Below are 23,197 nucleotides of genomic sequence, written 5' to 3' on the forward strand. Positions count from 1 at the left end.
TCTCCGTTAAACAGTCTAACCAAATTAACCTACGGGATTACGACAAGGGGCTAGTTTCGTTCATGTTAACTTGTCCCTGTAAAAATGTGGTGGGACGCGGGACCTGTCCCTGTGACCCGGAGACTGGTAATACGTGCCAGTCTGTATTATGATAAAAATAAAAAAATTGGGGTGTGGGACTTACATGGCAAAACTAGTTATTACGCAAAACATAGAAGAATTACATTTGGATCAGATTAAAAAGATTGTTCCTGACTGGGAGATTGTTGCGGGACGAGATTCATCTGTTTGGTTAGATCATCTAAAAGATGCTGAGGTTATTGTTGGCTGGAAAAAAGAAATTGCGGAGCATTCCATTTTTGCTGACTCAAAGCTTCGCTGGTTACAAAGCTGGAGTGCTGGTGTCAATAGTATGCCACTTGAGGAAATGGAGCAGAAAAATATTGTTCTGACGAGCGCAAATGGAGTTCACGCCTATCCGATTTCAGAAACTATTTTTGCCTTAATGCTCGGGTTAACGAGAAAAATACATACATATGTCCGTAATCAACAAGAGAAAAAGTGGCATCATGCCGATATGAATCTGGAAATTCATGAAAAGACAATTGGGGTTATAGGTGTCGGTCATATTGGGAAGGAAACGACGAAGATTGCTAAGGCCTTTGGTATGAAGGTAATTGGGGTTCGCCACTCTGACCGGGAAGAGGAATTTGTAGATGAGATGTATACAACGGCCCAGCTGTCTGATGTTCTGCCTCATTGTGATTATGTCGTAGTAACTTTGCCATTGACTAATGAAACGCATCATTTGTTTGGGGCTGAAGAGTTTAAAAAAATGAAGTCTTCTGCATTTTTCATTAATATCGGACGCGGTGAAATTGTCGTTGAAGATGATTTAATTGAGGCACTACGCTCAGGAGAAATCGCTGGGGCAGGTTTGGATGTATTTACAAAAGAACCGCTTGAAGAAAACAGCCCGCTGTGGGACTTTGAAAATGTGATAGTGACACCGCATACGTCTGGTTCAACAGAGCATTACACCAAACGTGTCATTGAAGATATCTTTATCCCGAATCTAAAAAGCTACGCTCAAGGCGGAGTTCTGCCGAGGAATGTCGTGGACTATAAGAAAGGGTATTAGGGACAAGTACACTGCCCCTGTAAAAAAATGGTGGGACAAGGGACCTGTCCCTGTGTCCCACCTTAATCTTCATCCTTCACATCAATATCTTCTGGGATGGGTTCGTTTAGCCATTCTAGGTAGAGCTTTTTGTATTTTTCAAGCTGCTCGAGGGTAGTGTTGAATTGTTCCTTATTTAATAAGTATTGTTCCCCATCGAAAAGTGCACGTACCTTTTTTTCTTGGATAAGTTTTTTTATAAGCTCTTCTGGGATTGATAAATATTCTGCTGTTTCTTTAACTGTTAAATACAACTTACTTCAACCTTCTTTATCTTCGAATTTTATAAGCCCGCCGTTCCGCGTATTCCGAGCATGGAATACACACCTTTATTGTATTCCCCTTATCATCGACATATTGTCGCAAAGGCTTAATTTTTCTTTTACAAATCGCACATTTCGCACCAAAAAAAGAGAACATTTTTACCCTCCTCTTGAAGAAAAAAATGAGAGATATGCTCTCTCATTTTATTTTACCGCAACAAACTGATCAACAAAATGCTGCGGGTTAAGCCTCTCACCAGTGGCTCTTTCTATTTTTTCATTCCAATTATATAACGCACCTGGCTTAAAGAAATCATTTAACAAAAATTCTCCCACTTTTTCCGTGAAAAGATCTGTTGATATATTCTTCTCGATATAGCGCTGCAGCTGAGAAGTTGTTAACTCACCAAGTAAATAGTTTTGATAATACACCGGAACCAACGTAAAATGAATTTTCGCAGCCCAATGTGGATAATCCTGATTTTCTGGCGGCGTTAACAATTGAATCTCACTGACAATTTTCCACCATAAACGATTCAAATCCTGATCCGGATTTTCATAAAGCTCACGTTCGAAAAACACAAATGTCATAATCCAACGGCCCGCAATCAGCATTTGACGACGCAATGATTTTTCAATGAGTGGCTTCAACTCTTCAACTTGCGCTTGGTCTAACCCTAAAAACTGCTGAAGCCATTCCGGATTTTTCCCAAAACGACCGTATAGCATCGCAATTGCCTCAGTTGTTAGTGTATGTGCTGGACTGCGCAATAGGAATGGTAGATCACGGTCAATATATTTAAAATAAACCGCATGCCCATATTCATGTAGCATTGTATTGGACCAGTAATCGGAAGGTACATTGTTACTTAAGACACGTACATCACCCTCGCGATCAATATCGGTACAGAATGCATGCTGATTTTTCTTCTCTCTTGGATACAGATCACTTTTTTGCAGCATATCTGTAATATCCATACCCATTTTTGCGAAAGTCTGTGTTGATAATTCTTCAAGATTTTTCCCATCATAAAACGGATCCAAATCTAATTCCTTAGATGGCGGCGCCTCTTGGAAAAACGGGTCCGCATAATGCCATGGACGCAGGTCCTCTACTTTGATACCAAATCGTTCAGCAAGTTCTTCATCCATTTCCTGCTTTAGTTCACGGAATGGTTCATCCGAAAGCTGCTTAAGCTCTGTAAAAATAGAAAAAATCTCTTCACGGTCAAGTTCCTGTGATTCAAAACTCATTTGATGGAAGTTTTCAAAACCTAGTGAACGGGCCGCCTCATTGCGCTTTTTCACAAGTTTCAATAATTTTTCTTCTACTTCTTTTGCAATCTGCTTACTTGCATGCCATGCTTCTTCTCTTAGTTCAAGATCATTGCTTTTTATTAAAATTTGGCGAACATCGTTCTCCGAAACTTGCTTTCCGTCTAAAGTCGCACGGAATGTATTAAATACACCTACTAATTCTGTTGATAATTCAACCATTTCCTTTAGTTTGTCTTCCGGGAGTTGGTTTTCAAGCATTTGTGAATATAGTAGTTCTAGCTGGCGTTTTTGAACTGAATCATCCGTCTGTTCGAGGTATTCTTTCACCTGTTCAAAGCGCTCCGCATCTGAAAAATAAACACTGTAAGCAGTTTCTGCTTCTGCTGATTTTGCATTCCACTCCTCTTCACCAGTTGTGGCGGCCATCCATGATGCTTCTGCACCTTTAATATGTAATTCGCGAATTGCTTTATTTTGTTCCTCTAAAAATCGTTCAATTGACATTGTAAAACCCCTCCTCATGTCTATAATTCTAGAAAAATCGACAAAATCCTTTTATGCTCACAATCTTTCAAACCCTAAATAACGTGTTCCTTGAAATGTCAGTTTCCCCGTATCCCCTTCGGCAAGAAGACCGTACTCTCCACCAGATACCATAAACTCAGATCGATCTCCACTCTCAAACTCAAACGTAACATAGTAACTTGTCGATGATGTTACATGATCGTGGTGGTGTGGCTCTGTATGATGGTGGGTATGTCTACTAACATGTGTGCGCTTTGATTTTATTATTGCAGGAACACTTAGCCTAGGAGAATCCTCGTTCTTCTTCCACTGATTGATTCCCTTTCCTAGATTAAGAATAACGAGTACGATTACAACAATAAACCCAATCATTATAAAAATTGGAACAGCATTAAACATCATATCTCCAGGATACATAATCTTCCCCCTCAAAAAACTTCTGTAGTATCCATACGCAAAAAGGATTATAAAGTTTCAATGTTCGAAAAATTTTTTCGTAAAAAAGTGTGGGACAAGGAACCTGTCCCCTCGACCCACACTTTTATACACACAAAAAAAGACCCTTGGTTTGGGACAGGGGACCTGTCCCTCTGTCCCAAAGGGTCTGGTTTGTTTGTTATTCGCCTAGGTCGACGTTGTGGTAGACTTGGCGCACGTCTTCTAAGTCTTCTAGTGCATCGATCATTTTTTCGAATTTTGCTTGTGCATCTTCTGGAAGGGTTACATCGTTTTGAGCAAGCATGGTAAGCTCTGCTACTGCAAACTCTGTAATACCAGCATTTGTAAATGCTTCTTGGACAGCATGGAATTGTTCTGGCTCCGCGTAGACGATGACAGATTCTTCCTCTTCCAAGATATCACGTACATCTACATCTGCTTCCATTAATAATTCTAATACCTCATCGGCTGTTTTTCCTTCGATACCAAACACAGCTGTTGCATCAAACATATAGGCTACTGAACCACTGACACCCATGTTTCCACCGTTTTTACCAAATGCTGCACGCACTTCAGATGCAGTACGGTTCACGTTATTTGTTAATGCATCAACAATAACCATTGATCCGTTTGGTCCAAAGCCTTCATAGCGAAGCTCATCGTAATTTTCTTCTCCGCCACCTTTTGCTTTTTCAATCGCACGGTCAATGATTGCTCTTGGTACATTATATGTTTTTGCACGTTCAAGAACGACCTTTAAGTTTTGGTTTAACTCAGGATCAGGCTCGCCCTGTCTTGCTGCTACATAAATTTCACGTCCAAATTTTGCGTAGATTCTACTTGTGTTTGCATCCTTAGACGCTTTCTTTTCCTTAATATTGTTCCATTTACGTCCCATTTAGAACACTCGCTTTCAACTATTGAATCATTTAATATTATACATCAAACTTCCCATTAACAAAATATGTGTTTGACAGGCTATATTAGGTTTATTTTCCAAGTTAAATAATAAGCAAAAACCCCGGCACTTTTTTTGTGTCCGGGGCTATTTCATCTGTTAGACAAATTTCTATTCGGATAGATTAATAAAGAGTCATATATTGGTCTCTTTCCCATGTGTCGACTTGAGTACGGAACTGATCCCATTCAATTTGTTTTGCTTCAATAAAATGGGTGCTAATATGTTCTCCTAAGGCATTAATGAGTAGCTCATTCTTTGAAAAGGCTGTAACAGCTTCTTTTAGATTTTCCGGAAGACTTTGAATTCCTAACTCTGCCATTTCCTCATCTGTCATATGATAGATATTTAGATTCACAGGATCCCCTAATTGAAGTTTATTTCGAATACCATCCAAACCTGCAGCAAGCATAGCTGCTAAGGCAAGGTATGGGTTTGCAGATGGGTCTGGATTTCTCAACTCAATACGTGTGCTTAACCCTCGGCTTGCTGGAACACGTACAAGCGGACTACGATTTTTCGCTGACCATGCAATATAGCTTGGTGCTTCATATCCTGGAACTAAACGTTTATAGGAGTTAACTGTTGGATTTGTGATTGCGGCAAAACTATGCGCATGCTTCAGAATTCCAGCTAAATACTGCTTCGCTGTTTCACTTAGACCTAATTCATCACTTTCATCGAAGAATGCATTTTCGTTTCCTCTAAATAGGGATTGGTGACAGTGCATCCCTGAACCATTTACTCCAAAAAGTGGCTTAGGCATAAAGGTTGCATGTAACCCATGTTTTCTCGCAATATTTTTCACAACAAGCTTAAATGTTTGGATTTGGTCAGCAGCATCAACAGCATCAGAGTATTTGAAATCAATTTCATGCTGTCCAGGAGCCACTTCGTGATGGGATGCCTCGATTTCAAATCCCATATCCTCTAATGTTAGTACGATATCGCGTCTGCAGTTTTCACCCAGGTCAGTTGGAGCTAAGTCGAAATAGCCTCCATTATCATTTAGTTCCATAGTTGGGTTGCCTTTTTCATCGGTCTTGAATAAAAAGAATTCTGGCTCTGGGCCGACATTCATCGCCGTAAACCCTAAGGAATTTGCTTCACTCAATACTCTCTTTAACACTCCGCGAGGATCGCCAGGGAATGGATTGCCATCAGGTAAATATACATCACAGATTAGCCGTGCAATTTTGCTTTCATCTGCACTCCATGGAAAGATAAGCCATGTATTTAAGTCTGGGTATAAATACATATCGGATTCTTCTATTCTCACAAAACCTTCAATTGAAGATCCGTCAAACATCATTTGATTATCCAATGCCTTTTTCAATTGGCTAACCGGAATTTCTACATTTTTGATAATACCGAACAAGTCTGTGAACTGTAAGCGAATATAGCGTACATTCTCCTCTTTTGCGTTTTGTAGAATTTCTTCTTTCGTATAAGTTCTTCCCATAAAATTTTCCTCCTTATAGTGCGTGTTCAAAAAGTAGGGTAAAAAGGACCGAGAATTTCAAGGCGGAGCAGCTTCGAGTACCGGAACGTATGCAGTTAATACGTGAGGAACGGAGAAGCAAGCCAACGCAGAAATTCGATGTGTCATTTTTGGCCGACTTTTTGAACAACCTCTTATATTTGTAATTAGTATCGCTACCGCTCACATCGTTGCTATTTACTCATCAAGGCATCAGATATCACTGTCTAGATACGGGCGAAAACTAACTAATCCTAATTTATTTTTGTAATATGCCTTGCTAAGGATGCCTGTACATCGATCTCACCGTGACAAATGTACTCTGCAGCCCCTTTTTTCCAAATATGATTGTTCTCATCCCACCTGATTTCCAAATCACCTCCTGGAAGGTGAACCGTTACAGGTATGTGTTTTGCTATTTTCCCAGTTAACGTGGCTGCAACTACAGCTGCACAAGCACCGGTTCCACAAGCCATTGTAATTCCGGAACCTCTCTCCCACACTCTATAATCAATTTCATTACTGTTTCTGATATGGACGATTCCCACATTTACTCTTTCAGGAAAGTGGTATGAGTGCTCAATGGCAGGACCTAGTGTCTCTAGTGGTACTTCATGAACATCGTCAACAAAAAGGATTGCATGTGGGTTCCCCATTGAAAGGCAAGTTAAAAGAAATTGATTATCACCAATACTTACAGGTTCATTGATTGTTGTTGAATAAGGGTCGCCCGCCATAGGGACCATTCCTTTTAGTAATTTAGGCTCTCCCATGTCAACTGTGATTGACTCGACGACATTTTTGTGTCCGGTTGTAACAGTCACATACACAATTCCACCTAGAGTTTCTATTGAAAATGTGTTTGATTCTGCATACAAGTGATCGACCAGATATTTTGCAACACAACGGAGTCCATTTCCACAGTTTTTTCCTTCTGATCCATCCTCATTAAATATTCTCATTCTAAAATCCGCTACACTTGATGGACAGATGAGAATCATCCCATCAGAACCAATGCCAAAATTCACATCGGATACCGCTTTGGCGAGGCTAGTAAGGTCCTGTTCCCTCAAGGAGGATTCTAAGAGATTGAAAATGATATAATTGTTACCTAAACCATGCATTTTTGTAAAAAGCACTTACACTCACCTTCCTTCTCTAAAATATGAATTGGACTCTACTTAACCGTGATCTGATCTCATCTATGACTTTCTTTTCACCTTCCCTACTGTCTGCCTGGAAGGTCACTGAGAACCGAATATAGTTGCCCACATCGTCCCATGGCACACTTGAAATAAGGTGCTCACGAATCAGGTACTGTCCAAATTCTTCTGCATTTGTAAAAGTCGGACCTCCGACAACTCCAACAGGTATTTCTACGTAAAGGAAGAAGGAGCCCTTCGGTTTTTCCGCCTTAAATCCACAATCACGAAGCGCGTTAACAAGTAATTCATGGCGGCGTGAATATTTTTCAGCTGTTTTTACTGTAATTTCTGGATGTGCCAAGGCATATGCTGCTGCTTTTTGGATAGGTATAAATTGGCCTGAGTCACTATTGTCTTTAATTGTTGCAAATGCCTTAACTAGATTTGGATGTCCGGCGATAAAGCCTATTCTCCATCCGGTCATATTAAAGGATTTTGATAAAGAATGAAGCTCTACCCCCACTTCCTTTGCTCCGGGGATTGATAGAAAACTAAGTGGTTTCTCACCGTCAAATACCAGTGCGGCATAGGCTGCGTCATGGACAACGATTAAGTTATTCTGATTTGCAAATGCAACTACTTCCTCAAAAAATTCTTTAGTTGCCGCAGCACCAGTTGGGTTATTAGGGTAATTTAAGTAAAGTAGTTTTGCCTTTTTCAATGTATCCTGATCAATTTGACTAAGATCCGGTAAAAATCCATTCTTTTCTAATAGCGGCAGCTGTACGATTTCACCCCCATAATATTTTGTATAAGTAGCTAGTACAGGGTAACTTGGTGTTGGCATTAGTGTGATGTCACCTGGGTTGATAAAAGCTGCTGGCAACATCGCAAGTGCTGATTTTGAGCCAATTACGTGATTGATTTCCGTTTCTGGATTAAGGTCGCTTACCCCAAATACCTCTTCCATGTAGCGAGCAGCCGCTTCCTTAAATTCAGAAATTCCGTTATCTGAGTAGAATCGATTTTCTGGCTTTGCTGCTTCTAATGACAGCTTTTCTACAACCGCTTCATCAGCCATTGCATCTGGTTCACCAACCCCTAAATCAATTAATTCAATATTGGGATTCTCTTTTAAGGCAGCTTTTTTAGCCCTTTTTATTTTTTCAAATTTAAAAATCTCATCTTTGAGTCCGAACGACGATCCACCGATTCGATCAGCAAAGAGTTGTTGGGTATAGTCTGTTAATGTCATTGGTACTCCTCCATATCAATCAAATGCGCATTGGCGTATTTACGCCAGATTTTAGGCCCACATGAAGTGGGTCATAAAGACGTTGCCACAGGACGTGGCGTTCTTAGTCTTTGATCTTACTTAATCGAAAAGTTCCCTTTAAAAATCTGTGGCATCCGCCGGAGGGATTAACTTTATTCAGTCTGTGTTTGAACACAAACTGAATTTATATTCACTTTATTTTCATCCCAGTATTTACAGAATGGGGACTTTACTGAATAAAGTTAAATGCTCATTAAGTAGTTGTGACAGGCTTCTGCAGCTTCTTTTCCTTCTTGAATAGCCCATACTATTAAACTTGAACCGCGGCGGGCATCACCTGCTATGAAGGTTCCTTCCTTGTTCGTCTGGTAAGGATCTTCTAGTTTGTCGGCTCTCGTTGTATTTCCTTCTTGGTTGAATTTCTCTAAGAGATCTTGATCCATCCCTTCAAATCCGACCGCTAATAAAACAAGCTGGGCAGGCCAGACTCTTTCTGAACCTGGGATTTGCTCTCTGATTTTCTCTCCGTTTTCATTCACTATCGTCCTAACTTCGATACTCTTAACACTTATTAAGTGCCCATTCTCATCTCCTAAAAATTCAATAGCTGATGTCGCATATGCACGGGGGTCACTTCCAAACCTCGCTAATGCCTCCTCGTGTCCATGGTCAAGCTTGTGAATGATTGGATATTGCGGCCAAGGATTCTCCTCCGTACGACTGGTTGACCGCTCAGGATAAATATCAAACTGTACTAGACTTTTACAATTATGCCGGAGAGCCGTTGACACACAGTCTGTCGCTGTGTCTCCCCCACCAATCACAATGACGTCTTTGCCTTCTGCAGAAATAAAATTCCCATCCGCGAAGTTAGAATCCAGCATACTTTTCGTATTGCGATGCAAGTAATCCATTGCAAAATGGATACCTTCTAGATTTCTTCCTTCCGCCACCACATTCCGTGGCTTTGTTGCTCCGGTACAGATAATCACACTATCAAACTCTGAATCTAGTTTTTCCAAAGGATAATCTTTACCAATCTCTGTATTCGTCACAAACGTGATTCCTGAATCTCTTAAAAGATTAATCCGACGATCCACGACAAGCTGTTCAATTTTCATTTTGGGAATTCCATACGTTAGCAATCCTCCAACTCGGTCTGACCTTTCAAACACTGTAATGGAATGTCCTTGTTGATTCAGTTCCGATGCACTAGCTAATCCAGCAGGTCCTGAACCGATAATCGCCACTTTCTTTCCTGTTCTTTTCTTTGGAATCTGTGGAGTTACCCAACCTTCCTCAAAGGCTTTATCGATAATAGCCCATTCGATATTTTTTATCGTGACAGAACTTTCATATAGTGAGGCTACACACCCTGCCTCACAAGGGGCCGGGCATGCCCTTCCGGTAAACTCTGGAAACGGATTTGTCTTACTTAATCTCTCATAAGCCTCTTTCCAATTTCCTCGATAAACGAGTTCATTCCATTCCGGAATTAGATTATATAAAGGGCATCCGGTAGTCATCCCTCCAAGAACACTTCCGTTCTGACAGAAGGGGACTCCACAATCCATACATCGTGCCGCTTGGTTAACTAGATCTCTTGAAGGAGGCAGAACAGAGATTTCCTTCCAATCCTTCAATCGTTGCAGTGGTTCACGATAATTTGCGGGCTGCCGCTTATATTCTAAAAATCCTGTATGTTTTCCCAAATCGGCACCTCTTTTCTTAGGAAACTAGTATTAAGTAGTCGTTAAACAACTAGATTTTGCGTTTCAAGAATTAATTTATAATTCCGAGGGATTACTTTAATAAATTGAGCCGCTTCTTTTTTCCAATTTTGAATTAAGCGATAAGCCAAGGGGCTATTTGTGTATTCATAATGCTCTTTCAAGAGGCTATAAACCATATTCTTTTCCTCAAGATCTTCTATGGATTCTAGTAGAACTAGTTCTGGATTATATTCATGTTGGAAACGTTGATTAGCCGGTTCATATATATAAGCGATGCCTCCAGACATACCTGCAGCAAAATTTTTCCCAACTTCCCCTAGGATTAATGCCCTGCCTCCTGTCATGTATTCACAGCCATGTTCGCCGACACCCTCTACAACAACAGTTGCACCACTATTACGAACACAGAATCTTTCTCCTGCTTTTCCACGAATAAATGCCTTTCCGCTAGTTGCTCCATAAAACGCCGCATTCCCGATAATCACATTCTCTTCGGCAACAAGTGTGGATATACTGGATGGGCGGACAATAATTTTTCCTCCGGATAGGCCTTTCCCAACATAGTCATTACTATCACCTTCTACTTCTAAGGTAAGTCCACTTGGTATGAATGCCCCGAAACTTTGACCAGCTGATCCTTTGAATAGATAGTGAAGCGTATCCTCAGGTAAGCCAACTGCTCCAAATTGCTTTGATATTTCACTGCCAGTCAATGTTCCAACAGATCGATCTGTGTTAGAAATTTGGAAAACATCCCTTGCAGTCTGCTGATTAACCCACGCTTGGCTGCTTATTGGAAGCAATTCTCGATAATCGAGTGTTTGTTCCAGTTGATGGTCTTGCTTTTTAGATGAAACTCTTTCACCTTCATGTCTGACTAAAAGTGGAGACAAATCAAGATTTTGTAGTTTCCAAGCTTTAGGATTATCTATCTGGATTACGTCTGTGCGTCCAATCATCTCATCCATCGTTCTAAAACCAAATTTAGCCATATATTCTCGAACTTCATGCGCAATAAAAGTCATTAGATGAACAATATGTTCCGCTGTCCCCATCATTTTCTTTCGAAGTTCAGGGTTTTGAGTCGCAATTCCAACTGGACATGTGTCCATGTGGCAAACTCTCATCATGATACAACCAAGTGAAACAAGTGGAAGAGTTGCAAAACCATATTCTTCTGCACCTAACAATGCTGCAATTACGACATCTCGGCCATTCATCAATTTTCCATCAGCCTCAAGCCTCACACTATTTCTAAGGCCATTTAGCATGAGGGTTTGATGGGCTTCAGCTAATCCTAGTTCCCACGGCATACCAGCATGCTTAATGCTCGTTTTTGCTGCCGCACCTGTTCCACCATCATAGCCACTTACCAAAATGACATCAGCCTTAGCCTTGGCAACACCTGCAGCAATCGTTCCTACACCCGTTCCTGAAACAAGCTTTACATTAATATCTGCACTTGGATTCGCATTTTTCAGATCATATATAAGCTGCTCTAAGTCCTCAATCGAATAGATATCATGGTGTGGAGGAGGTGAGATTAACTCAATACCAGGTGTCGATCCCCTCGTTTTCGCTACTGATACGGTGACTTTATGGCCAGCGAGTTGACCCCCTTCACCCGGTTTTGCTCCTTGTGCCATTTTTATTTGGATTTCATCACTATTTACAAGATAATGACTTGTCACTCCAAATCGTCCGGAAGCCACTTGCTTCATTCTGCTTAATTTCGAATCTCCATTAACGAGCGGTATAAAACGTTGTGGATCCTCTCCACCTTCACCTGAATTACTTTTCCCTCCAATCCGATTCATGGCTACAGCAATTGCTTCATGAGCCTCTTTGCTAATGGAGCCGTATGACATTGCTCCTGTTTTGAAGCGTCTAAAAATAGACTCAATTGGTTCAACTTCCTCAATAGGAATCGGCTTTCTGTTACTTTTTAAGCGGAACATCCCTCTGAGCGTAATGCTCTTTTCAGTATCTTCCCCCATCATGTGGCTGTATTTTTTGTAAACCTCATAGTTACCGGTTCGACAGGCATGCTGTAAGGTGTGGATAGTTTCTGGTCGGTACAAATGTGACTCTCCGTTTACACGCCATTGGAGGTCATCACCTTCATCTAGGGTGGGATCTTCATTTAGCCATGCCTGGTTGTGTCGATTAATGGTTTCTTTCGCAATATCTTCGAGTTGAAGACCGCCTATTCGAGAAGATGTGCGCGGAAAATACGTGTTGATTACCTCTTCACTAATCCCAACAGCCTCAAAAATTTGGGCACCAATATAACTCTGAACTGTCGAAATCCCCATTTTTGACATGATCTTCAGGATTCCTTTTGTAACTGCTTTTTTATAATTTGTGATTAAGTTTTCACCACTTAGTTTCGAAAGCGATTTGTATACTAGATATGGAAAGATGGCATTTGCTCCATATCCGAGTAGCACTGCAAAATGGTGAACTTCCCTAGGCTCTCCTGATGCTATAATGATACTTACCTTGCTTCTAAGCCCTTGTCGTATCAAATGGTGGTGCAGAGCTGAAACAGCTAGTAGAGAAGGAATTGCACCTTGATTTTGATTGATTCCCTGATCGCTTAACACGATTAGATTGCTTCCATCCCTAACTGCTTTTTCAGCAGTTGCGTGTATTTCTTGAAGACGTTCCTGAATCGTCATTCCTTGTACAGGTAAGAGAATCGAAATAGTCGATACTTTCCAAACATCACTATCCAAACTTTGAATTGTTCTCATTTCTACTTCAGACAGGATCGGGGTGCTTAACCTTATTTTTTTGTAATCTTCAGTCTTCGGTTGTAATAAATTCCCCTCGGCTCCTAGTAATACTTCCATTGATGTGACATATGCTTCTCGGATTGCATCAATTGGAGGATTGGTTACTTGGGCAAAACGCTGTTTGAAATAATTAAATAGTAATTGAGGTTTTGATGATAGAATGGCTAGCGGAGCATCGTATCCCATAGAACCAATTGGTTCATTTCCTTCTTGCGCCATCGGTTTAATTATTTTCTCCCACTCTTCATAGGTGTACCCGAACGCTTTTTGAATACGTAATAGTTCCTCTTTGCTTTCTGTTGATTCTTTCTTCTTTGTTATAGGTAGATTTTCAATTGGTGTAATTGTCTCAGCTACCCAATCTTCATAAGGATGTTCGTTAATAAGCTGTTGTTTTACTTCTTCATCTAGTAGTAGCTTCTTCTTCTCAAAATCTACTAAAAGCATTTGTCCCGGTTTTAGACGATCCTTTAGAATAATGTTTTCTTCTGGAATATCTACTACTCCTACTTCCGAAGATAAACAGAGGAAATCATCATCTGTAAGGATAATACGAGCTGGCCTTAACCCATTTCTATCTAGACAAGCTCCAATCTGTTTTCCATTTGTAAAGCCCATGGCTGCTGGACCGTCCCAAGCCTCCATGAGGCAACTATGAAACTGATAGAATGCCCTTTTCTTGTCAGATAGAAGTTTGTTATTCTGCCAAGGTTCTGGGATCATCAACATCATTGCTTTAGCGAGTGACCATCCTGACATCACTAGATATTCTAATGCGTTATCAAACATTGCAGTGTCACTGCCATCCAGGTCAATCACTGGGTGAAGAGCTTCATTATCTTCCAGAAGGTCTGAACGAAGAACAGGTTCACGTGCAAGCATCCAGTTTACATTCCCCGTTATCGTATTGATCTCTCCATTGTGCATTAATGTTCGGTTTGGCTGCGCTCTTCTCCAGCTAGGAAAGGTATTCGTACTAAATCGGTTATGCACCATGGCCATCGCGGATTGGTAATCATCTCGCCTTAAATCCTCATAATAGCTTCTTAACTGGCTCGGTAAAAGAAGTCCTTTATATACGATGGTTCTTGATGAAAAACTAACAATATAGCAGTCATCCTGATTTACTTCAGCGTCATTGAATTCTTTCTCTACTTTTCGCCGAGCCATATATAACAACCGCTCAAATTGATCATTGTCTAGTTCCTTATTGACGGAAGTAACGAATAATTGATGAACAGATGGTTGTGATTGTTTAGCCGTGCTTCCCAACTCTTCATCATTCGTTGGTACATCTCTCCATCCAAAAATCTCTAGATCCTCATTCTGCACGATTTCTTCTATTCTCAATTTATATTCTGTCGCTAGGTCTAACTCTTGGGGTAAAAATAGCATCCCAACTCCGTAATCACCCATGAATGGAAGTTGTTTCCCTTTTAACTTCCACTCATGTACAAATAAATCGTGTGGGAGCTCTGTTAGAATTCCAGACCCATCTCCTAATTTCTCACTACCAGTCTGACCCCCGCGATGATTTAATCGTTCAAGAGCTGTTAGTGCCTGACTTACTAAGGTGTGTGTTTTACCACCTTTAATATTTGCAAGCAAGGCGATACCACAAGCGTCATGTTCAAACTGAGGATCATATAAACCATGTCTTTTTAATCGATGCATTTGTATCACCCCTGTTCCTTATCTGTTTCGTTGTTAAGTTAATAGTAGCATCGTTATTTTGGAAGATATTTAAACTATTCGCTATAAAATTTACACTGAATGACACAACTTGTTTTACCTTCACATTTGGTATAATCTCTACCTTTTCGCCTGTCGAAATAGGAGTTTAATCAACAATATTCACGTTATAAGAATCAAGCCACACATTGATTTGCACTAAATGTGCGATAAGCTGAGGTCCTGTCATTAGCTGCCCAAACCAAGGAACTGTGAATGATGCACCATCGGAATCAATGATATCTCTTACCCTTTGTTTTGAAACCAATTCTAGAATTGGAGAGTTCTTCTTTTCGATTACGCTAGTTAGCATGTTTTTTACGAGATTCAAATAATCTGGATTATGAGTTTTCGGATAAGGATTTTTCTTTCGATACAGAATGGAATTAGGTAAAGTTCCCTCTAACGCTTTCCTTAAGATTCCTTTTTCCCTTCCTTCTAACATCTTCATCTCCCATGGGATATTCCACACATATTCAATGAGTCGGTGATCTGCAAATGGAACACGTACTTCTAGACTAGCAGCCATACTCATGCGGTCCTTTCGTTCTAATAAAGTAGACATGAACCAGATCATATTCAAATAAAATATTTCTCTACGTCGTGACTCTTCTGGACTTTCTCCTTCTAATCTTGGAACCTCTCGTAATGTTTCGTTGTATCGTTCTTGAACATAGTCTTTTAGATTTAATTTGTTTTGCCAATGAGGTAATAGAAGCTTATGTCTTTCTTCTTCAGACTTCATCCATGGAAAATGGTTATCCTGCAGTAACTCTTTCTTATAAAACCAAGGGTACCCACCGAAAATTTCATCCGCACATTCTCCAGATAAAGCAACCGTAAAGTCTTGTTTGATCTCCTCGGAAAACCAAAGCAGAGAAGAATCAATATCCGCCATTCCAGGTAGGTCTCTACCTTTTACCGCATCCTCCAATCGACTAGCAAGTTGTTCCTGCGTAATAATCTTTGAATGATGATCGACACCCAAATATTGCGTCATCTTATCAATCCATGGTTTATCTTCATCCACTTGAAACAAGCTTGATTTGAAAAACTCACTATTTCGCTCATAGTCAATCGAATACGTATGAAGCTTTCCTCTTCCTTGTTGGTTAAAGTAGTTCGAGGCAATCGCACTTATGGCACTTGAATCTAACCCACCTGACAAAAATGTACAGACCGGAACATCCGCAACTAGTTGTCTTTCAACGGCATCTTTCACTAGAAATCTCACTTCTTCCACGGTATCGTCTAATGAATCAGAATGTTTGCGGCTTTCGACGTTCCAATAACGTTTAATTTTTAGTCCGTTCCGATCAAACATAAGAATATGTGCCGGCCTTAATTCTTGTATTCCTCTATAAATCCCATGCCCTGGTGTACGGGATGGTCCTAACCCAAAAACCTCCTGAAGACCTTCGCGATCTACTTCCGCCTTTACATTTGGATGTGCCAAAATGGCTTTAAGCTCTGACCCAAATAAAAGAGTGCTATCTGTATGTTTGAAAAATAACGGTTTGACCCCAAGTCGGTCCCTTGCAATAAAAAGTTTTTCTTGCTGATGGTCCCAAATTGCAAAAGCAAAAATACCATTTAACCGCTCTACACATTCTTCTCGCCACTCAATATAAGAAGTAAGAAGAACTTCCGTATCGGAGTGGGATTGAAATGTATATCCACGGCTTTGTAATTCTTTACGCAAATCCTCTGTATTATAAAGTTCTCCATTATAGACCATTGAAAAGGCATGCCCGTTTTTTGATCTCCTTGTCATCGGCTGTGTCCCTCCGGAAGGATCCACAACAATTAACCTTGTATGACCCAGTGCAGCATGATGATCACTAAAAACATTAGAAGCATCTGGACCACGCTTTGCTAATGTTTGCGCCATCTTACCGACGATTTGTTCTTGGTGTTTCAAATCCTGTTGCCAATCAATCCATCCTGTAATTCCACACATTGAGATCACTCTTTCTTAAGAAATTTTCTGGCTTCATTGCTCACAGTAAAAGCCAAACATGTATATTGATCTGTCATTTTAATCGTATCATCCTCTTTCTCGCAAATATTTAGACTATTCTGTGTAAAGTTTGCACTTTTTTACATAATTTTTCCTGTTTGAATAAATGCAATGTTTAAGGGACAACGGTCACGTTTAATGAGTGCTTGCAATCAGAATAGGTGGGGGGATTCTGACTTACAACTTGATATCATGGATCTCAGAGTCAGAATATGGCCGGGATTGCGACAGGGATTATGATCAAACGGCGCTTGTAGTCAGAATAAGGCCCCCATTGCGACTAGCAGTATGATCAAATGGTGCTTGAAGTCTTAATAGGGGTGGGATTCTGACTCAAAGCATGTAATACATGGGGCTTAGAGTCAGAATAGGGCCGGGATTGCGACAAGCATTATGATCAAACGGCGATTGCAGTCGGAATAAGGATGGGATTCTGACTCCAAGCGTGTAATACATGGGGCTTAGAGTCAGAATAGGGCCGGGATTGCGACAAGCATTATTATCAAACGACAATTGCAGTCGGAATAAGGATGGGATTCTGACTCCAAGCGTGTAATACATGGGCCTCAGAGTCAGAATAGGGCCGGGATTGCGACAAGCACTATAATCAAACGGCTCTTACAGTCAGAATAGATGTGGGTTTCTGACTATCAGCTTGAAATCTTGCGTCCAAGAGTCACAATAAGCCCGGGATTGCGACTAGGATAATGATCAAACGGCGCATACAGTCGGAATAGGTATGGGTTTCTGACTTGCAGCTTGAGATCTTGCGTCCAAGAGTCAGAATAAGTCTGGGATTGTGACGAGCTTTTTGATCAAACTACGCTTTCAGTCAGAAAAGGTGTATGATTTGGACTAACAGCTTATAATCATGGGCCACAGTGTCAGATGAGTGCATAATTCAAACAGAGTGTTGAACCCAGCTCAGATAAAAAAAAGCACCTAAACCACAATGGTTAGGTGCTTGTATTACTTTAATTAACGAATTTCAGAAGGGCTTTTCCCTGTGTATTTTTTAAACTGTCGACTAAAAAAATGCAGATTATCATAGCCTAATGCTTGAGCTACTTCAGTTACCGTCATTCCTGTATAATGCAGGAGATGCTCCGCCCTTTTTATACGAGCTTCTACAATATAGGAGCGCACTGATTTGCCAATAATCTCCTTAAACTTCAGTGAAAAATACCTTGGAGAAAAGTTCGCACGAGCCGCCAAACTTTCAAGCGTATGTCCCTCGCTAGGATGTTGCTGCACATAATTTGCCACTTCCCTAATCGCTGACAGGAGAGAAGTTTGACCTTGGTCGTTTCGTTCTTCGACCTGATGCTCCTCTCGCAAAAGCTGAATCATCAACTGTTTGAGAATTAGCTTTGCCTCCGTTTCTGCCCCAAATGTTTTGATTAAAAATAATCGAACATATTGTGTTAAGAGAGACTCAAAAGGGATTGCGTCTTGAATAATCCGATATGAATTTGGTATTAGACTTGGTTCGTTCTCTAAGTCAAAATGGATGTAGGTTATTGTAAGTGGATTCTGAGGATTCTGGGTGGCAGTCGTCCAATCGCCTGGAAGGAATAAAAAGCAACTTCCTCGTTTTATTGAATAATCTCGACCGTTTAAAATCAAATTTCCTTCTCCATTCCAAACATAAAACAAATCATAGTTCGGAATAGGCTCTTTCCGCTTCCATTGCCAGTTTGGTTCACAGGTAATGGTCGCAAGAGATGGTTTCAAGATAAATTGCTCAGGATTAATACTCAGCAAGCTGCTCACCTTCCTCACACGTAAAGTTCTTTTTTATTATTTCTAGGGGCAGATCCATTCATTAATAAATTTCAGCCTATATTTGATTCATATCCCCTAGAAATATTTTATAACTTCTCAATTAATCTAACAAATATCAATTTTAAATAATATATATCTCAATTTTAGATTAATCAGTGATGAGCAATGATTATATGAGCTTAGTTGGTCTGTTAATTTCCTTATTAGTCCTCCACCTTATAATACTCAAGCTCCTCTTCTGGTATATCTACGACGTGCTGGATATCAACACCACCACCCCATGAAGCTCCACCTACATTAGTAGCATCCGCTTGTTGCCTTACATGGTCGCTGTTATAGGAAATCCAGCCGAAGTACACATCCTGCATCACAGGAAACATGCTTTCAAAAATAAGATCCGGTTGCCTTGCTTCTTCCAATTTTATCGATCCTTCCATCACTTTTTGCCACTCATTCGGAAGCTCTGTTACTCCAAAGGGTGTACCCTCAAAATCTAAAATCGTTTTCAATTGCAAACCAGGATAATAATTATGTATTCCTTCTGTAATATGATAATTACGTTTTTTCAATAAATATAATTCTCCATAACTTACTTGGTCATCGGGATGAATATTCCAAAAAACCTGATAGGAACTTGGATCATTATTTTTTAGTTTGATTATCCTAGGGCCACCAACTGTACTATCAAATTCCATATTCCATTTATGATTTTTCCACACCCACAAGCTCATTCCATATTTGTTTTCTTCTGTAACCATTGGTACAAAAACGTGGCGCTTATCAATCTCTATTACATCAAGAATCTCAGTTACTTCAGAATACCTTTTATAAGTATCAGTCGTAGCAAAGTTTGTAGGTCTAGCTAGATAAAAATAATAAATGACGAAAAGCAGAGCAACCAATCCAAGTAAACTTAGTATCGTTCTTCGTCTCATTTACTTTTCACCCCTTCTAAAAAAACTTCTGGGGAGCGAAAATAATATTGGTTTTTAGGTGTTGTAATTAATAAACCTTTCCCATCACCTTCTATAACAATGGTGGTAACAACCCCACTTCCCCATTTTTCCTTAACACCCACCACTTGATATGGAAATCGTTCTTTTCGAGTATTCGGCTCTCCACTCATATACGTTTCCTCATACCATTTATCACTAAAAAACTTAGTTTCTTTCATAACTGGAAGTAGTTTTAGTAATTGATCTTTTTGTAAAGTTACATCCCCTGCAGAAGGGTGAGTGTTGATAATTGTTGCATTTTCCACATTAGAAATATAGGTTGATAGATTACTAGGCGAGTAAATAACATGCTGGAGACCAATCGAGGTAAAGGATAATACTAAAAATAGAAAGTTCGCGAAAAAGCCGAGCCATGCATACTTCCGGAATCTATCCCAGCGCCCTTTTTTTGATTTAAGAAAAAAGTAGAGAATCCATACACCTAAGGGTAAAATTGGAAGTTTCATGAATGTATCAAAGAAATTCATATTAAAGGAAAAAGAAAAAAGCCCAATAAGTAAAACGAGAATTATCTTCCATATAGTTGGTTTCACATCTTGTTTTCTATAAATCCTAAAAGATAAAAAACCAATGATTCCCCATCCAATTAATAACGTAATAACTGAAACGAGGCTACTTTCAAAATCTAACTGGAACGTTATGGATACCACCCCTTCTTTTTATACCTTCATATATATTCGGAATGATACTTTGAATTCCCTTTTCAGGTAAAAGAAAATGTGCAAAACCACAAGGGCTTTGCACATGGTTATTATTTATCTGTAGGAATCTCACAGCTTTCATCTGTGCAAACTGCACCTTGGCCACCTGAAAGGTCTTGAAGTTTTGGTGCTGGATGTTCTTCTTTCCAAACCTGTTGGAGTGCACCAAGAAAAGTGGAAGTTGGCTGTGCACCAGAAATAGAATATTTTTGATTGATTACAAAAAACGGAACGCCGGTAACACCGATTTGTTGAGCAGTCGCCTCATCAATTCGGACATCATTCGCATATTTCTTCTCATCTTTTAACACTTCTAACGCGGCCTGTCGCTCCAACCCTACAGATTCTGCAAGACCCGCTAATACTTCGTGGTCACTGATTAGTTTTCCTTCAATGAAATACGAGTGAAGAAGAAGCTCAGTGAGTTCCTTTTCTTTGCCGACGGTCGCTGCAAACTTTGTAAGACGGTGGGCATCAAAGGTATTTGTGTTTTTCATTTCATCAAAATTATAGTTTAGACCGAGTTCCGCAGCTTGCTGACCTAAATTTTCGTTCATTTGCTTGGCCTGAGCCACTGGCATACCATATTTTGAAGCAAGTAATTCATGAATACTTTGACCTGAATATGGCTTTGCATTCGGATCTAGCTCAAAGCTTTTGAATTCCACTTCGACTTGATCACGATGTGGAAATTGCTCAAGAGCCTGTTCCAAGCGTCGCTTTCCTATATAACAGAATGGACATACATAATCTGACCAAACCTCAATTTTCATTTTTTCACACCTCATTTAGTTAGTTTTCACCATGGTAACATAATTAGTTTGTAAATGCTCCTAGCGCGACCTGAGTATAAATTGCGTCGTTTTTACTATCAGTTTAACTTTGGACAAGCATGAGACAAAAATGCAGAATTGTGTCTTAAATCGGGCAATCTTCGGACAAGGGGACGACGAGGATGCTTGATTGTGTCTAAACTCAAACTAACTTCGGACTGGACTGCCTCGAAATAGCAGGATTGTGTCTGAAGCCAAACTAACTTCGGACACGACAGCTCCAAAATAGCTTGATTGTGTCTGAAGTTGAGCTAACTTCGGACACGACAGCCACGAAATTGCATGATTGGGTCTGAAGTCAAGCTAACTTCGGACTGGACTGCCTCGAAGTAGCTTGATTGTGTCTGAAGCTAAGCTAACTTCGGACTGGACAGCTCTAAAATAGATTGATTGTGTCTGAAGTTAAACTAACTTCAGACTGGACAGCTACAAAATAGCAGGATTGTGTCTGAAGATGAGCTAACTTCGGACACGACAGCCACGAAATTGCATGATTGTGTCTGAAGTCAAGCTAACTTCGGACTGGACAGCTCCAAAATAGATTGATTGTGTCTGAAGCTGAGCTAACTTCGGACAGAACTGCCTCGAAATTGCTTGATTGTGTCTGAACTCAAACTAACTTCGGACACGACAGCTCCAAAACAGCTTGATTGTGTCTGAAGTTGAGCTAACTTCGGACTGGACTGCCTCGAAATAGTAAGATTGTGTCTGAAGCTGCGCTAACTTCGGACACGACAGCCCCAAAATAGCAGGATTGTGTCTGAAGCTGCGCTAACTTCGGACACGACAGCCACGAAATTGCATGATTGTGTCTGAACTCCAGCTAACTTCAGACTGGAGAGCTACAAAATAGCAGGATTGTGTCTGAACTCAAACTAATTTCGGACATGACAGCTAAGAAATAGCAAGTGCGTGTCTGAAGATGTGCTAACTTCAGACAGGACAGCTCCAAAATAGCATGATTATGTCTGAAACCAAACTAACCTCGGACATGACAGCTACGAATACCATAATCATGTCTGAACTCGAGCCAACTTCATTTAATGTTTCTTCGGCACTCCTCGCCCAAAATATAACTTTTGAACATTTAGTGAATTATATTTGACAATTTTGTGAACAAGATTAATAATATATAGTAGGAGGATGAGGAAAAATGAAATCTACTATGCTTGAGGCTGTTAAGTATTTTGGGGGAACAGTGCTTATTGCCGGTATCATTATTTTTTGTCTTGGATTCTTCGGAAGCGGTTCTAGTGTGCTAACACCAATCGGAATCGGAACGGTCATGGGAGCTATTTTTGTCTTTTTAATGGGGTTATTTTTGATCGCGTCTGAAGAAATGTTACTTAAGGCACAAGGCGCAAACAAGATTAAATAAATAAATCAATTAATTATGTATAGGCTTAGCCACTCATTCGGCTAAGCTTTTTATTTTGCAAAAAAAGATGCAGTATTACTGCACCTTTAACACATACGTCTTCGCTAGTAGATCATATATAGATTGTTTCCTTTTTGTAAAAATACATGTCAAAATATAAGAAAACATAAGCGCGTAGATGAGCCCACCAATCACTGTGTAAGTGAAAGGAAACTCCCCATCGCCCATATCAATTAAACGATATACAAGAAAATGTGAAAACTCCCAAGGTAATAACTTTAAGATTGTCCGAAAAGCCATTTGCAGCAAAGGCACGGCTTCGCCACTTTTCTTGACCACTTTTATTCCTGATTTACGTTTTCCAAATGACTGTCCGACATTTTTTGAATCGCTAATTATGAAATAAAGAGAAACTGGCAAAGTCACCATTATAAATCCTGAGAACTGCGCGACTACTAATGAGCCCTTGAATAATTCTTGCAAACTCGGAAACAAAAATACTGACGCAATAAACAGGAAACCTAAATATGACAAAATTAATATATAATCAATCATGAAAGCTTTGAACCTCAATCGAAACGAAGCATACAACGGTCCCCCCTCCTCTCATAATCTATATTAAACCCTTAACCTTACTATTCTCCATAAAAAAAAGAGTG

The 23,197-nt window shown here is 40.0% G+C and carries 17 protein-coding genes; 2 read left to right on the forward strand and 15 right to left on the reverse strand.

Annotated elements, in window-relative coordinates; translation table 11 throughout:
* Positions 1–184: 184 nt before the first annotated feature.
* Positions 185–1,141, forward strand: coding sequence for a D-2-hydroxyacid dehydrogenase (locus ACR65M_RS10815; RefSeq protein ID WP_440273307.1), 957 nt, complete (start codon positions 185–187; stop codon positions 1,139–1,141).
* A 62-nt stretch (positions 1,142–1,203) separates the two neighbouring features.
* On the opposite strand, the gene ACR65M_RS10820 is transcribed toward ACR65M_RS10815, so the two are convergent.
* The 14 genes from ACR65M_RS10820 to ACR65M_RS10885 all read right to left on the reverse strand — a co-directional run bounded on the left by ACR65M_RS10820 (position 1,204) and on the right by ACR65M_RS10885 (position 21,100).
* On the reverse strand, positions 1,204–1,434 hold the full coding sequence (locus tag ACR65M_RS10820) for an excisionase family DNA-binding protein (protein ID WP_440273308.1): 231 nt from the start codon (positions 1,432–1,434) through the stop codon (positions 1,204–1,206).
* A 213-nt stretch (positions 1,435–1,647) separates the two neighbouring features.
* Positions 1,648–3,225, reverse strand: coding sequence for a M2 family metallopeptidase (locus ACR65M_RS10825; protein ID WP_341329935.1), 1,578 nt, complete (start codon positions 3,223–3,225; stop codon positions 1,648–1,650).
* Between the two features lie 57 nt (positions 3,226–3,282).
* On the reverse strand, positions 3,283–3,663 hold the full coding sequence (locus tag ACR65M_RS10830) for a DUF2500 domain-containing protein (protein ID WP_341329934.1): 381 nt from the start codon (positions 3,661–3,663) through the stop codon (positions 3,283–3,285).
* 199 nt (positions 3,664–3,862) lie between these two features.
* Positions 3,863–4,582, reverse strand: a complete 720-nt coding sequence (locus tag ACR65M_RS10835) for a YebC/PmpR family DNA-binding transcriptional regulator (protein ID WP_341329933.1) — start codon at positions 4,580–4,582, stop codon at positions 3,863–3,865.
* Positions 4,583–4,766: 184 nt separating this feature from the next.
* On the reverse strand, positions 4,767–6,104 hold the full coding sequence (gene glnA / locus ACR65M_RS10840) for a type I glutamate--ammonia ligase (RefSeq protein WP_341329932.1): 1,338 nt from the start codon (positions 6,102–6,104) through the stop codon (positions 4,767–4,769).
* Positions 6,105–6,376: 272 nt separating this feature from the next.
* Complete coding sequence (gene dapF, locus ACR65M_RS10845) at positions 6,377–7,261, reverse strand: diaminopimelate epimerase (RefSeq protein WP_341329931.1); 885 nt, start codon at positions 7,259–7,261, stop codon at positions 6,377–6,379.
* Between the two features lie 19 nt (positions 7,262–7,280).
* A complete protein-coding gene (locus tag ACR65M_RS10850) occupies positions 7,281–8,522 on the reverse strand; it encodes an LL-diaminopimelate aminotransferase (RefSeq protein ID WP_440273309.1) in 1,242 nt (413 codons plus the stop codon).
* A 263-nt stretch (positions 8,523–8,785) separates the two neighbouring features.
* Positions 8,786–10,255, reverse strand: a complete 1,470-nt coding sequence (locus ACR65M_RS10855; RefSeq protein WP_440273310.1) for a glutamate synthase subunit beta — start codon at positions 10,253–10,255, stop codon at positions 8,786–8,788.
* A gap of 41 nt (positions 10,256–10,296) precedes the next feature.
* Entirely contained in the window at positions 10,297–14,748 is a 4,452-nt protein-coding gene (gltB, locus tag ACR65M_RS10860) for a glutamate synthase large subunit (protein WP_440273311.1), read from the reverse strand.
* A gap of 166 nt (positions 14,749–14,914) precedes the next feature.
* Positions 14,915–16,765, reverse strand: a complete 1,851-nt coding sequence (asnB, locus tag ACR65M_RS10865) for an asparagine synthase (glutamine-hydrolyzing) (protein WP_440273312.1) — start codon at positions 16,763–16,765, stop codon at positions 14,915–14,917.
* 1,038 nt (positions 16,766–17,803) lie between these two features.
* Complete coding sequence (locus ACR65M_RS10870; protein WP_341329926.1) at positions 17,804–18,589, reverse strand: helix-turn-helix domain-containing protein; 786 nt, start codon at positions 18,587–18,589, stop codon at positions 17,804–17,806.
* 224 nt (positions 18,590–18,813) lie between these two features.
* Positions 18,814–19,545, reverse strand: coding sequence for a hypothetical protein (locus tag ACR65M_RS10875; protein WP_440273313.1), 732 nt, complete (start codon positions 19,543–19,545; stop codon positions 18,814–18,816).
* Positions 19,542–20,276, reverse strand: a complete 735-nt coding sequence (locus ACR65M_RS10880) for a hypothetical protein (RefSeq protein WP_440273314.1) — start codon at positions 20,274–20,276, stop codon at positions 19,542–19,544. Before ACR65M_RS10880 ends, ACR65M_RS10875 begins: the two co-directional genes overlap by 4 nt.
* 101 nt (positions 20,277–20,377) lie before the next feature.
* Positions 20,378–21,100, reverse strand: a complete 723-nt coding sequence (locus ACR65M_RS10885) for a DsbA family oxidoreductase (protein WP_341329923.1) — start codon at positions 21,098–21,100, stop codon at positions 20,378–20,380.
* 1,213 nt (positions 21,101–22,313) lie between these two features.
* Here ACR65M_RS10885 and ACR65M_RS10890 point away from each other — a divergent pair.
* Positions 22,314–22,538, forward strand: a complete 225-nt coding sequence (locus ACR65M_RS10890) for a hypothetical protein (RefSeq protein WP_121446754.1) — start codon at positions 22,314–22,316, stop codon at positions 22,536–22,538.
* Positions 22,539–22,613: 75 nt separating this feature from the next.
* On the opposite strand, the gene ACR65M_RS10895 is transcribed toward ACR65M_RS10890, so the two are convergent.
* Positions 22,614–23,129, reverse strand: a complete 516-nt coding sequence (locus ACR65M_RS10895) for an RDD family protein (RefSeq protein WP_341329922.1) — start codon at positions 23,127–23,129, stop codon at positions 22,614–22,616.
* Positions 23,130–23,197: the final 68 nt, after the last annotated feature.

The sequence above is a fragment of the Ferdinandcohnia sp. SAFN-114 genome, from assembly GCF_059415045.1.

What these genes read in the sequence shown, in the direction of transcription:
- ACR65M_RS10825 (WP_341329935.1), bottom strand. Translation starts at nt 3,225, where the DNA reads ATGTCAATTGAACGATTTTTAGAGGAACAAAATAAAGCAATTCGCGAA.
- ACR65M_RS10815 (WP_440273307.1), top strand. Translation starts at nt 185, where the DNA reads ATGGCAAAACTAGTTATTACGCAAAACATAGAAGAATTACATTTGGAT.
- ACR65M_RS10885 (WP_341329923.1), bottom strand. Translation starts at nt 21,100, where the DNA reads ATGAAAATTGAGGTTTGGTCAGATTATGTATGTCCATTCTGTTATATA.
- ACR65M_RS10875 (WP_440273313.1), bottom strand. Translation starts at nt 19,545, where the DNA reads ATGAGACGAAGAACGATACTAAGTTTACTTGGATTGGTTGCTCTGCTT.
- asnB (WP_440273312.1), bottom strand. Translation starts at nt 16,765, where the DNA reads ATGTGTGGAATTACAGGATGGATTGATTGGCAACAGGATTTGAAACAC.
- ACR65M_RS10890 (WP_121446754.1), top strand. Translation starts at nt 22,314, where the DNA reads ATGAAATCTACTATGCTTGAGGCTGTTAAGTATTTTGGGGGAACAGTG.
- ACR65M_RS10830 (WP_341329934.1), bottom strand. Translation starts at nt 3,663, where the DNA reads ATGTATCCTGGAGATATGATGTTTAATGCTGTTCCAATTTTTATAATG.
- ACR65M_RS10850 (WP_440273309.1), bottom strand. Translation starts at nt 8,522, where the DNA reads ATGACATTAACAGACTATACCCAACAACTCTTTGCTGATCGAATCGGT.
- ACR65M_RS10835 (WP_341329933.1), bottom strand. Translation starts at nt 4,582, where the DNA reads ATGGGACGTAAATGGAACAATATTAAGGAAAAGAAAGCGTCTAAGGAT.
- gltB (WP_440273311.1), bottom strand. Translation starts at nt 14,748, where the DNA reads ATGCATCGATTAAAAAGACATGGTTTATATGATCCTCAGTTTGAACAT.
- glnA (WP_341329932.1), bottom strand. Translation starts at nt 6,104, where the DNA reads ATGGGAAGAACTTATACGAAAGAAGAAATTCTACAAAACGCAAAAGAG.